Annotated in this window: 10 protein-coding genes and 1 other RNA gene; 8 read left to right on the forward strand and 3 right to left on the reverse strand. The window is 60.1% G+C overall.

Annotated elements, in window-relative coordinates; genetic code table 11:
- Position 1: 1 nt before the first annotated feature.
- The 3 genes from R3D51_07440 to R3D51_07450 all read right to left on the reverse strand — a co-directional run bounded on the left by R3D51_07440 (position 2) and on the right by R3D51_07450 (position 3,432).
- Positions 2 to 2,203, reverse strand: a complete 2,202-nt coding sequence (locus tag R3D51_07440) for a xanthine dehydrogenase family protein molybdopterin-binding subunit (GenBank protein ID MEZ5899313.1) — start codon at positions 2,201 to 2,203, stop codon at positions 2 to 4.
- A gap of 102 nt (positions 2,204 to 2,305) precedes the next feature.
- On the reverse strand, positions 2,306 to 2,944 hold the full coding sequence (locus R3D51_07445) for a hypothetical protein (GenBank protein ID MEZ5899314.1): 639 nt from the start codon (positions 2,942 to 2,944) through the stop codon (positions 2,306 to 2,308).
- A gap of 17 nt (positions 2,945 to 2,961) precedes the next feature.
- On the reverse strand, positions 2,962 to 3,432 hold the full coding sequence (locus tag R3D51_07450; GenBank protein ID MEZ5899315.1) for a (2Fe-2S)-binding protein: 471 nt from the start codon (positions 3,430 to 3,432) through the stop codon (positions 2,962 to 2,964).
- 286 nt (positions 3,433 to 3,718) lie between these two features.
- On the opposite strand from R3D51_07450, the gene ffs reads away from it, so the two are divergent.
- From ffs to R3D51_07490, 8 genes are all read left to right on the forward strand, one after another.
- Positions 3,719 to 3,814, forward strand: an RNA gene (ffs, locus tag R3D51_07455) — signal recognition particle sRNA small type.
- A 138-nt stretch (positions 3,815 to 3,952) separates the two neighbouring features.
- Positions 3,953 to 5,842, forward strand: coding sequence for a DNA polymerase III subunit gamma/tau (locus R3D51_07460; protein MEZ5899316.1), 1,890 nt, complete (start codon positions 3,953 to 3,955; stop codon positions 5,840 to 5,842).
- A gap of 67 nt (positions 5,843 to 5,909) precedes the next feature.
- Positions 5,910 to 6,227 (forward strand): YbaB/EbfC family nucleoid-associated protein, encoded by a 318-nt coding sequence (locus tag R3D51_07465; GenBank protein ID MEZ5899317.1) that lies wholly within the window; start codon positions 5,910 to 5,912, stop codon positions 6,225 to 6,227.
- 52 nt (positions 6,228 to 6,279) lie between these two features.
- Positions 6,280 to 6,885 (forward strand): recombination mediator RecR, encoded by a 606-nt coding sequence (gene recR / locus R3D51_07470; protein MEZ5899318.1) that lies wholly within the window; start codon positions 6,280 to 6,282, stop codon positions 6,883 to 6,885.
- 68 nt (positions 6,886 to 6,953) lie between these two features.
- Positions 6,954 to 8,321, forward strand: a complete 1,368-nt coding sequence (locus tag R3D51_07475) for an MATE family efflux transporter (protein ID MEZ5899319.1) — start codon at positions 6,954 to 6,956, stop codon at positions 8,319 to 8,321.
- A gap of 182 nt (positions 8,322 to 8,503) precedes the next feature.
- A complete protein-coding gene (locus tag R3D51_07480; GenBank protein ID MEZ5899320.1) occupies positions 8,504 to 10,504 on the forward strand; it encodes a nucleoside-diphosphate sugar epimerase/dehydratase in 2,001 nt (666 codons plus the stop codon).
- Complete coding sequence (locus tag R3D51_07485; protein ID MEZ5899321.1) at positions 10,485 to 11,621, forward strand: glycosyltransferase; 1,137 nt, start codon at positions 10,485 to 10,487, stop codon at positions 11,619 to 11,621. Before R3D51_07480 ends, R3D51_07485 begins: the two co-directional genes overlap by 20 nt.
- Before the next feature lie 18 nt (positions 11,622 to 11,639).
- On the forward strand, positions 11,640 to 12,575 hold the full coding sequence (locus R3D51_07490) for an NAD-dependent epimerase/dehydratase family protein (GenBank protein ID MEZ5899322.1): 936 nt from the start codon (positions 11,640 to 11,642) through the stop codon (positions 12,573 to 12,575).
- The last annotated feature ends 4 nt before the right edge of the window (positions 12,576 to 12,579 follow it).

The following is a 12,579-nucleotide window of genomic DNA, read 5'->3' on the forward strand; positions in this document are numbered from 1 at the left end:
GTCAGGTCTGCTGCTTGTAGCTTTGTTTGCTCATAGGCAACTCGACCGTGCGCACACCAGTACCCGCAAGGAGCGCATTGGCCACGGCGGGAAGAATGACAGGTGTGCCGGGCTCGCCGACGCCCGTCGGCATCTCGGAAGAGTCCACGATGTGGACGTCGATCTTCGGCATCTGCGCGATGCGCATCACCTGATAATCGTGGAAATTCGATTGATCGACTTCACCGTTGGTCAAGGTTATGGCGCTGTAAAGTGCAGCGCCTAGCCCATAGCCAATTCCGCCCTCCATCTGCGCCTTGACGACATCCGGGTTGACCGCGATTCCGCAGTCAACGGCACACACCACACGCTCGACTTGGAACGTTCCATCTTCCTTGACGGCGACGTCGGCAATTTGCGCGACGTAGGAGTGGAAGCTCTCGTGGACCGCCACGCCTCTGTGCACGCCCGCAGGCGTTGGACTGCCCCAGCCAGCCTTTTCGGCAGCAAGCTTGAGCGCGCCGGCGTGACGGGGTTTGTCTTTCAACATCGCAAGCCGGAACGCGACCGGATCCTTGCCGGCCTCGCGGGCAAGAATGTCAATCATATGCTCCGTTGCATGCGCGGTGTGCGTGGACCCGACCGAGCGCCACCACAGCACCGGAACTTTGCTTTTGGGGGAATGCAGGTCGAGCGAGAAGTTCGGAATGGCATAGGGGAGGTTGCTCGCTCCTTCCACCGAGGTTGCATCGATGCCGTCCTTGATCATGCTGGCCGCGAACAGTGTTCCAGCCAGAATGGACTGCCCAACGATACGATGGTCCCAGGCGGAAATGTTGCCGTCAGCATCCAGGGCGGCCTTGATACGGTGCATGTAATAGGGCCGGTAATAGCCGCCTTTGACATCATCCTCGCGGGTCCACACAAGCTTCACGGGCAACGGTGTTTTGAGAGCCTTCACGATTTGGCAGGTCTCCGCCACATAATGGCTGTCGCCGACTGCACGGCGACCAAATGATCCGCCCGCCCACACGGTATGGATAGCGACGTTTTCCGGCTTCACGCCGAAAATTCCGGCCGCGACGCCCTGATCGATCGTCTGCATCTGGGAGCCGGTCCATACGTCGACTTTTTTTCCGTCGAATTGCACCACCGCGTCCATGGGCTCCATCGGAGCGTGGGCGAGATACGGGAATTCGAATATGGCTTCGACGGTCTTCGCACCAGCATCGAACGCCTTTGAGACGTCGCCCTCGACGCGCACTTGCGTGCCCGGCTTCTCCAACAGGAGGCTATAGTCATTGCGGAAGGCGGAAGTGCTGCGCGTCTCGGCGGCGTCGAAGTTCCACTCGGCTTTCACGGCGTCTCGCGCCTTGAGTGCCGACCAGGTCGAGTCGGCAACGATCGCGATGCCGCGATCGACGGCGATGACGTCTTTCACGCCAGTCATTTTCTTGGCGTCGGAAGCATCAAACGAGGTCAGCGTCGCGCCGAACCGCGGAGGCCGCAGCATCGTCGCGATGAGCATGTCCGGAAACGTGAGATCGAGGGTGAACTTGGCCTCGCCGGTGCATTTTGCGCGCGAGTCCACGCGCGGAAAACTCTTTCCGATGTAGACGAATTTGTCGGGGGTTTTGAGGGTTGGCTTCTTCGGCATCTCTTCCTGCCCGGCGCGATCTGCCATCGCTCCGAACGTGGTCTTGTCGCTACCATGGGTGATGATGCCGTCGGAAACCTTGAGCTCGTCTGGTGTTACGGCCCACATGCGGGCAGCAGCGGCAACGAGCATCTGCCGTGCAACTGCGCCAGCCTCCCTGTACTGCATGTAGGAATTGGAAAGGCCCGTGGATCCGCCAACGCCCTGGACGCCAAACGCGAGGTTCTTGTATTTGTCGGCATTGGCGGGCGCGAACTCTGTTTTGATCTGCGACCAGGCTGCATCCATTTCTTCGGCTACGAGTGACGATAGTCCCGTCGCGGCGCCTTGGCCCTTGTCGAGATGCTTGATGATGACCGTCACAGTATTTTCCGGCGAAACGATAACGAATGGATTGGGCGCGAACGTCACGCGACCGTCGGCAGCGCGTACTGGAAGATAGGCGCCGATCACCAAACCCACGCCTGCGCCGCTCGCCAGTTTGAAAAGTGTGCGTCGGCTTATCTTCGACGGCTCGTTCGAGACATCAGGGCTATTGAGGTGGAAAATGCCGTTCTGCTTGATCATCGGTTATGCTCCCGCGCTTGTCTGAAGCGCCTGTCGCGAAGTGTTCTCGTACAAAGCTTTCCGCATGTGGCTACTCAAAACTGCGCCAAATGCTGGTGCTGGCTATGGCTTGCCTGATCCCGTAGACGGACACGGAGCGCCCGCCGCCTGCCAGGCTTGCAAGGATTTGACGAACTGAGCGTGAGGCACGGGGACGGGCTCGCGCGTTCCGCCGGGGGCCCAGCCCCAAAGCACCAGCTTGTCGTGGGCCATGTGCGCCACAAGCTGAGCCACATCGCGCCCGCCGTTCTTGTCTTTGTCGAGAAGAGCCGCGCAAAGAGAAGAGTTATCGAGACCCTCCCAGCCCATCGAGAGCGGTGCCAAATGCCAATTGGGTGCGCCGGGCACACTCGAGTACGCGTTGTTCTCATCTCTGTGGCATGCGTAGCAACGCTTGTTGACGAAACCCATGTTATCGGGCCCGCGCTGCACGTTCATTTGATGAATATGACGATCCTCGCCTTGACGAGGATGGTCGTCTCGTGGATGACAATTCATGCAACGGGGATGTCGCAGAACCGTAGCGATCGGTGCGAAAAGATCGCCGCTCTCGGCGACCGAAGTCGTCGCTGCTGGTGGCGACGAGTTGGGTGCGCCCTCCGCGGCAGGCTCAGCACCGCTTTGTGTAACAGCAATGATGGTCAACCAGATACTTGCGGCGGCCAGCGCTGCCAATGTCTGGAGCGCGCGCCCGGACTGCATTGTAAAATTCCTCACGCTCACCCCGCCTTCTCCTTGAGAAGTGCCGCCGCATCGTGAATGGCGGCGCGAATGCGGTGATACGTGCAGCAGCGGCAAATATTACCCTGCATGGCGTTGTCGATATCGCTGTCGGTGGGATCGGGGATCTGCATCAACAACCCGGTGGCTGCCATGATCTGACCCGATTGGCAGAAGCCGCACTGGGCAACGTCATGCTTGATCCAGGCGGTCTGCACGGCCAGCCCTTCGCGCGTCTGCAGACCTTCGACGGTGGTGATATCTCGACCTTCGCCATCGCGAGCCTGGATTTGGCAAGACCTCACGGCCTCGCCATCGAGGTGGATCGTGCAGGCACCGCACAGGGCCTTTCCACATCCATATTTGGTGCCGGTCAGCCCTTGCGTTTCGCGGATAACCCAAAGGAGAGGCATTTCGGGGTCGCCGTCGAAATCGAGGCTCTTGCCATTGATCTTCAAGGCTATGGCCATACACCCTCCGTTTTGTCTGCTGCCGCCCAAGCCCAGCTAAAAGCCCATATCGGTACCGCGACCCACTTTGGCAACGTACCAATCGATACTTTGATCCATGCAGGGCATCTGACAACACAGGTACGACACGGCTATGGCGGGGTCGATGTTGCGGGTTGCCGAGGGCTGAAACGCACGGATGCGGCCTTTGGTTGCATCGCGGGATGGGCTTGTCCCGGCTTCCTCCGCAGCAAAGTCATCGCGCCGGGGTTGTGCGCCAAAAATTTAGGCTCCATTATAGCGGCCGGGAGGTTGGCGGCGGACGCTTCGTTCGCCAACCGGGTCAGGTCCGGAAGGAAGCAGCCCTAACGAAACTGACGCGGGTCGTTCGTCAGCCTCCTTGTTCTCTTTCGGGCCGCATCGCGTTGCGCATCGCGTAAAGCAGGTCCTCGTTGCGCTGGTCCGAGCAAGGGGCCAGGACCAGCGCGCGGCCTTCAGGTCCGTCCCGGACCGCAGGGACATTCGGCGCCACGCGGACATCATGGCCAAAAAGAAATCGACAGACGACGAGGATACGGCTGTGGGCGCGGACACCGCGGCCAAGCCCTATGTCGTGCTCGCACGCAAGTATCGCCCGCAGACGTTCGATGACCTCATCGGCCAGGACGCCCTGGTCAAGACTCTCAAGAATGCATTTGCGGCTGGACGGATCGCGCAAGGCTACATGCTGACCGGCGTACGCGGCGTCGGTAAAACGACGACGGCGCGTATTTTGGCGCGCGCTCTCAATTACGAAGCGCCGGGTATCGACCGTCCGACCATCGACATGCCGGGTCTTGGCAGGCACTGCGCCGAGATCATGGAAGGCCGCCACCCAGACGTCTTCGAGATGGACGCCGCGTCAAATACCGGTGTTGACAATATCCGCGAAATTATCGAGAGCGCGCAGTACACCCCGTTGGTGGCGCGCACCAAAGTCTTCATCATCGACGAGGTTCACATGCTGTCCAAGGGCGCGTTCAACGCGCTTCTGAAGACGCTTGAAGAGCCGCCTGGGCACGTGAAGTTCATTTTCGCGACGACCGAAATTCGCAAGGTTCCTGTCACGGTATTGTCGCGTTGCCAACGCTTCGATTTGCGCCGCGTCGAGCAACCGGTGCTTTCAGCGCACTTCCAGAAGATCGTAGCGAACGAAGGCGCCAAGGCTGACGACGACGCACTGACGCTGATCGCGCGTGCGGCGGAGGGTTCCGTGCGCGATGGCTTGTCGATCCTCGATCAGGCGATCGCCATGGGTGAGGGGCATGTCACCGCAGCCAGCGTCCGTTCCATGCTGGGCCTTGCCGACCGAGCGCGAATTTTTGATCTCGCGGAATCGATCTTCAAGGGAGACGCGGCTGCCGCGCTTTCCGGCCTGAAGAGTTTGCATCAAGACAGCGCCGAGCCCACGCAGATAATCTCTGATCTCGCGGAAGCTGTGCATATTGTGGCGCGCATTAAGGCCGTAGGCGAAGAGCCGGCGGGGGAAGCCTTGTCTCGCGAAGAGAAGGCGCGCGGTGGCGCACTCGCTGAGCGCCTGTCCATGGCGTACCTGGCGCGCGCCTGGCAGATGCTTCTCAAAGGCATTGAGGAAACCCAGCGTGCCCCAGTGCCATACGCAGCCGCCGAAATGCTGCTGATCCGGTTGGCTTACACTGCAGATCTGCCGACGCCGGACGACTTGATCACGCGGCTTGGCAGCGGTGCGATGCCTTCGCGCAACGCGCCGGCGCCGCGTTCGTCCGATCACCGCGAGGAGCGCGGTCCGCTCAACGAAGCAGCGCAGGGTCCGCGGGCAGAAGATAGAGTGCCGCCGGAGGCTGACAGTCACAACTCTTCTCCTGCCGGGGAGCAAATGGGGAGCGAGCTGTTTGCCGCTCTCGATTCAGAAGGCGACGCAGCCGAGTTCTCGGACATGGGCGAACCCATAGAAGACGATCAGCCGGTGTTGCAGGCCCAGCCGGTGATGATGCCGGACCCGCGTTCGTTTGCCGAGGTGGTCGCGCTCGCAGGTTCCAAGCGTGACATGATGCTGAAGCTGCATCTTGAGGACAACGTTAGTCTGGTGAAGTTCGATGCCGCGACCGGCTCCATCGATCTGCATCTTTTGCCCGGCGCTCCACCTGAGCTTGCCAACGACCTGCGCGAGAAGCTCAATCTTTGGACGGGGCGGCGCTGGATGGTGATGTTGTCGAAATCGGCAGGGGCTCCAGCCATCGGCGCCGTTCGCAGACAGCGTGAGGAATTAGAGCTTGCCGCAATCAAGAGCCACCCTGCGGTGCGCGCGTTTCTTGAGGCGTTTCCCGATGCCAAGATCGCGGATGTGCGGCGGCTGGCTGGTGGCGGCGCGTCCGGCGAGAGCGATGCGGACGATGAAAGCCAGGTCGGCTAAGGGATAGCGTTCCGACCGCCACCGTTTTCGTTATGATGACTGAAATGACGTTTCCAGCGAGGCTGCGATGAAAGACGTTATGGGTTTGATGAAACAGATGGGCCAGATCCAGGCTCGGATGAAGCAGGCGCAAGACGAGCTTGCCGCTATGGAGGTTGAAGGCCAATCGGGCGGCGGCCTCGTCAAGGTCACGCTCGACGGCAAGGGTGAAGTCAAGCGCGTGAGCATCGATCCATCGCTTGCCAAGCCGGACGAAGTCGAGATCCTTGAGGATCTCATCATTGCTGCGGCTGCCGACGCGAAGTCTAAGTCCGATGCAGCGATGCAATCGAAGATGGCTGAAGTCACCGGCGGGATGTTGCCGCCCGGCATGAAGCTTTTCTGAGATTAGGCCCTTTTAGAGACCGGCTGGCACACGCGCGCGGAAAGCGTCCCCGATGTCAAAGAAAATCGCAGGGCCCGAAATCGAGCGCCTGGTACAATTGCTAAGCCGGCTTCCAGGACTTGGTCCGCGCTCCGGGCGCAAGGCGGTGCTTGCCTTGCTGAAGCGGAGAAACGATCTGCTATTGCCTTTGAGCGAAGCGCTCAACGTGGCGGTCGAGAAGATCGCCGAGTGCCCGACGTGCGGGAATCTAGATACGGTTACGCCTTGTAGCGTTTGTCAGGATCCGCGCCGTGACGGCGGTTTGATCGTGGTGGTCGAAGAGGTAGGGGATCTGTGGGCGCTGGAACGGGCGGGTGTCGTGTCTGGGCGCTACCACGTACTTGGCGGACATCTTTCGCCCCTCGATGGCATCGGGCCCGACAAGCTGAATATTGCAAGCCTGATCGAACGAGTGCGCACGGGCAATGTCACTGAGATTTTGCTCGCGCTCAATGCCACCGTCGAAGGTCAATCGACCGCGCATTACGTTTCCGAGCAACTCGCGCCGCTTGGTGTAGCTGTTTCACGGCTCGCGCAAGGCGTGCCCATAGGTGGCGAACTTGACTACCTTGACGAAGGAACGCTGGCAGCGGCAATCAAATCGCGCCGTAGGCTGTAGCCTAACCAACACGACGCGCGTGGCTAAGCGCACGGAACTCCGGCAGGCGTGAACAGGGATAAGCCGAGATGGTAACGGGCAGGCGATGGCGCCCCGCGGCCGGGCCGCCCAAATTCGTCACCGGTTCGGTTTTGCGGCACATCATCGAGATGACCGCGGCCGGTGCACTCGGTCTCATGGCCATCTTTTTCGGTGATCTTGCCAACATCTATTTCCTCAGCGTGGCGGGCGATGAAACGGTCGTCGCGGCGATCGGCTACGCCAGCTCCATTCTGTTCTTCTCCACCTCAATCGGCATTGGGCTATCCATCGCGGCTTCCTCGGTTGTCTCTCCCGCGGTCGGTGCCAACGTGCGCTCGAAGGCGCGGAGGCTTTCAACCCACACCCATGTCCTCGCATTCGGCGTTTCGGCAGTCATCAGTGTTGTGATGTGGTTCTTTATTCCCTGGCTGTTGGAGCTTCTCGGAGCCAAGGACCGTGCTCATGCGCTCGCCAGCATCTACCTTGAAATTCTGATACCGACGATGCCTCTGATTGCGCTTGGCATCACGTCGTCGGCTGTATTGCGCTCGGTGGGGGACGCCAAACGGGCAATGTTTGTGACGCTCACGGGCGCGGTCGTGAACATGATCCTGGATGCCATCTTGATTTTGAAGTTGGGGTGGGGGGTTGAAGGTGCCGCAATTTCATCGGTTCTGGCCCGCTTCGCAATTTTCGCCGTGGGGATTTATGGCGTTGTCGGGGTTCACCGGTTGTGGGGCGCTGTAAAGCCGGACGTGCTTTGGGAGGACGCACGGCTGTTCTTTCGGATCGGTGTCCCAGCCATGTTGACCAATATCGCCACGCCTGTAGGTAACGCCTATGTGACGATGGCGGTGGCGGCATTCGGCAACGATGCGGTGTCGGGCTGGGCAGTGATCGGGAGAATAATTCCCGTAGCGTTCGGCGCGGTCTACGCTTTGTCTGGCGCGGTCGGTCCCATCGTTGGGCAAAATCTCGGTGCACGGAAGCCTGAGCGGATGCGCGCGATCCTGACGCAATCCTTGCTGGTGATGGCAGCATTCACGTTGACTGCCTGGATTATCCTGAGCATCTTGGCGGAACCAATGGCTGCCAGCTTCAATGCCTCGGGCGAAGCGCGCGAGCTGATAATATTTTTCTGCCGAGCGTTGTCGCCGATGTTTGTGTTTCTAGGGGCGATATTTATTGCGAATGCAACTTTCAACGTGCTGGGCAAGCCCCATCTATCGACCGTGTTGAATTGGGCCAGGGCTACTCTTGGTACGGTGCCGTTTGTCGCGCTCGGAGCCCACTTTGACGGTGCCCGAGGGGCATTGACCGGTCAGATGCTCGGCGGGGTCATTTTCGGATTCCTCGCAGTGGCACTTTCCTATCGACTTGTGGCGCGAATCACTCTCAGCATGAAACAACCGTAGTCGTGTTGAGGACGCCGCGCGCGTTGCGCGCATTTTTCTGGGGATAGCACCGCGAGTGTGTCCGCATCTATCTTGGCACAGTAGCTCCTCCACGGCTTATCTGAACTTTGATGGGCCTGTGTCGTTAGTCCGAGAGTAGTCGCGAGGCCTCGCAATTCCGGAATTAGCGAAGCAGGAAGCACGTGAGCTCATCGGTAATCGAAAATTCAAGTGCTGCACGCGTACGACATACGTTGCTCGGGCTGTCGCGTCATCAGAAGCGCGCGGTTTTGGCTGCGGCCGACATGTCGGTCCTGCTGGCGATTCTGTGGTGCCTCGCCTACCTGCGGTACAATTATGCCTTTTGGCCTGCGTCGGTGTTTGGCCATTTGGTCTATTGGTCGGGACCGTTCATAACCGTCGGAACCCTGGCTCATCTTGGCCTCTACCGCTTTGTCACCCGCTACTTGGGCTCCCAAGCGCATACGCGGATCGTGGGTGGTGTCGCCGTTTCGGTCCTGATCTGGTCGCTCCTCGTCTTCATGGCTGGCCAGCACGGGACGCCACGCTCCGTCATTCTCAGCTACGGCGTTTTTGCAGCCATTGCGGTCATCGGCATACGTTACGTTGTTGCGCGCTTCCTTCAATCATCGGGCATTGATCTACCGAAAGTGAAGCAGGGTCTGCCGTCGCATCCGGTTTTGATTTATGGCGCCGGTGAGCGAGGTATTGATCTGGCTCTCGCGTTGCGCCGCAGCCCCGATCGCGATGTTGTGGGCTTCTGTGATACTTCGCCTTCCTTATGGGGGCAGTATGTTGCAGGCTATCGCGTCTATCGGCCGGAAAAGCTCAGCTACATCATCGAACGTTACGGCATCAAAGAAATACTGCTTGCAATCCCTGCTGGCGACCGCAGCGAGCGGCGCATGGTGCTCAGGCAGCTTGAAACGTTCCCCGTAACTGTGAAAGTTTTGCCGTCGCTGGCTGAAATTGCCTCGGGCAAAGTGGCGCTCGCCGATCTGCGTCCGCTTCAAGTTGAGGACCTTCTTGGCCGGGATGCCGTGCCACCGAACCCAGAGCTCTTGTCGCGCGATACGCGGGACAAGAGCGTGCTTGTGACCGGAGCGGGCGGTTCAGTCGGCTCGGAGCTTGTGCGTCAGGTGCTGCTACAGAACCCGCGCCGTATTGTATTGTTCGATCTGTCCGAGCCTGCGCTGTACGAGATCGAGATGGAAGTTCGCGCGATCGTGGACGCAATGGGCCCCGATGTGCGAAAGCCCGAGATTGCCGTCATCCTCGGATCGGTGCTCGATGCACCGCTTGTTATGGATGTCCTGCGCAAATGTGCCGTCGATACGATCTATCACGCGGCTGCGTACAAACACGTGCCGATCGTCGAGAACAATCCGGCCGTGGGTCTCAATAATAACGTGCGAGGCACCGAGGTCGTCGCGGACGCGGCACTCGCTTGCGGTGTCGATCGCATGGTTCTGATTTCGACTGACAAGGCCGTTCGTCCCACCAACGTGATGGGCGCTTCCAAGCGATTGGCCGAGCTTGTTCTCCAGTCGCGCGCTGCCCAAGGGGGAGCGACGGTCTTTACTATGGTGCGGTTTGGCAATGTGCTGGGCAGCTCGGGATCGGTCGTGCAGCGTTTCCGCAGGCAGATCGAAGTGGGCGGTCCTGTGACCGTGACGCATCCCGAGGTTATTCGCTACTTCATGTCGATCCCGGAGGCGGCCGAGCTTGTGATTCAGGCCGGCGCGATTGCGCGCGGCGGCGAAGTTTTTGTTCTCGACATGGGAGAGCCGGTGAAGATCCGGGATCTTGCCGAACTGATGATACGCTTGAGCGGTCTCGATACAGTCAGTGACTCTAATCCCGAAGGCGACATCGAGATCGTCTATACGGGGCTGCGCCCAGGCGAAAAACTCTATGAGGAGCTGCTCATCGGTGGGTTACACACGTATGCTACCGAGCATCCGCGTATTATGAGATCTGACGAGCCATCGCTTTCGTCGAAGGACTTGCGTCGTGAACTCGACGTGCTCGACGCTGCAATGAAGAGCCGCGACATGGAGACCATTCAGGCTGTTCTGCTACGTACCGTAGAAGGCTACCAGCCTGATCCGGTCTTGACCAATACGCCGACCTCGACTTCCACCACGACTTGGGCCCAGCAGCATGGGCAGACCCTCCATTAATATCAGCGATATCGGCAATATGCCGAGCACGGCGCCGCTAGGCAGCTCCAGGCGTTTGCTTGTCGTGGGCCCATCCATGCGCGAGATGGCGCGTCAGCATGGCCGCTTTATCAAATCCTGCGTTCAACGTGGTGTCAGCGTGATGGTTCTCTCGCCGGAGACGTCGGCCAGTGGATCGGAGGGGCTGCTCAGACTTGGCGCACAGGCTCAGTCGATCTCTAAAGGGCCAGACGGGTTTTCGCTTTTTCGCGCACGTAAGGCGGCTCGTGCGTTTGCCGATCAAATTCGCAGCTTTCACCCGTCTGCGGTCCTGACTTTCGGGCCAAGCGTCATACCTGCTGCGGTGAGCGCTGCGCGCCGCGCGGGCGTGGCGCGGGTTGGAGTTCTGCTCGACGAGTTGCCTGAAGGCGGATTGTCCAAGCGCCTGACGCGCGCAGCCAAATCGTCCAGCGTCGTGATCGTTCACAATGCAAAGGATGCGCGTACCGTCGTCGAGGCTGTGGGCGAAGGAACTCATGTTGTACGGGTGCCGGGAACGGGATCTGATCTCACTCTTTCGCTCGGTGAGGCAATGCCTGTTGGGCAGGATCCCGTCATTTTTCTAGCTGCCGCGCGTCTCGATCGATCCAGGGGGATTTACGACTATCTGGAAGCTGCCCGTGTTGCCCGCGAGAATGGCTTGGCTGCTCGTTTCATGTTAGCGGGCCCAGATGGGGTCGAAGAAGGGGCTATCAAGCCAGAAACGCTGTCACGCTATGGCGCACATGTTGACTACATAGGCGATGCTGCCGAGCTTGGAGAATGCATAAGGCAGTGCCATGTGTTCGTGAGCCCATCGCATCGGGAGGGGATGCCGGCCGCTGTGCTGTCTGCACTCGCAAGCGGACGTGCAATTGTTGCCACCGATATCCCCGGCTCTCATGATACGGTGGACGAGATGGTGAACGGGACCCTGTGTGCACCTCAAGATCCCTCCAGCTTAGCGGATGCGTTCTCCCGCATGGTTCGCAATAGGCGGCTCCTCCAGACCATGGGACGTGCCAGCAGAAGCAAGGCCGAGCGGACCTTCTCGGACGCCGCCGTGCACGAGGCCTTGCAGGGTGCCTTACAGATTTAGGTGACGGAGTATCTGAAGATGCGCGTGCTCGTGACCGGTGCAAGTGGATTTGCCGGCCGCGTCCTTGTCGCAGAGCTTGCGCGCAACGGCTTTGTCGTTGTCGCAGGCGTGCGCGACGGCACTGGAGTGATCCCGGGCGCTTCAAGCCTGGTTGCGATGCCAGACCTTTCAAATACCTTCGACGCACGATGCCTCGTGAAGGATGTTGACGCGGTCGTTCATGCGGCTGGGCTTGCGCATTCTTCTCCTGAAATTCCCGAGCGGGTGTACCAAGCCATCAATTGCCAAGCCGCGCGCGCGCTGGCGCAAGCGAGCCGGGAATCCGGCGTGCGGCGCTTTATCTACGTATCGTCGGTACGTGCGCAAACGGGGCCGAGCTCCGATACCGTGCTCACGGAGGCCGATGAGCCAGCCCCAACCGATGCCTATGGCCGTTCTAAGCTCGCGGGCGAGCAGGCAGTGGTTGAGGCCCTGGCGGGGTCACAGACGGACCCTGTGGTCTTGAGACCTGTGCTGATGTATGGCCCAAACGCGAAGGGCAACATGGCGAGCCTGATGCGCTTAGCGCGAAGTCGCCTTCCATTGCCGCTGGGGGGGATTCCAGCGCGTCGTTCGCTGCTGGGACTTACCAATTTCAGCGGTGCCGTGGCCTTTGCGTTGAACGCACCAACGGTCTCGGGCCGGACCTTTCTTTTGGCCGACGCGGGCACCGCCTTGACCGTCGGCGAGATCTTGGCGGCGCTTAGGGCCGGGCTCGGGCGCCGTTCGGGCATCGTGAACGTTCCGCTGCCGGGGATGGAAAAGCTGCTCGTGGCAGCAGGCAAGGCCGACATGGCAGGTCGAGTATTTGGAGACCTCGTGGTCTCGACGGACGCACTTGTTGCCGCAGGCTGGCAGGCGCCGATGACCAGCGCCCAGGGCCTTGCAGCAGTAATGGCCAAGACCGGCGATTGACCGC

Source organism: Hyphomicrobiaceae bacterium, from assembly GCA_041397645.1.
In the GTDB taxonomy this organism is placed as follows: Bacteria; Pseudomonadota; Alphaproteobacteria; order Rhizobiales; family Hyphomicrobiaceae; genus Hyphomicrobium_B.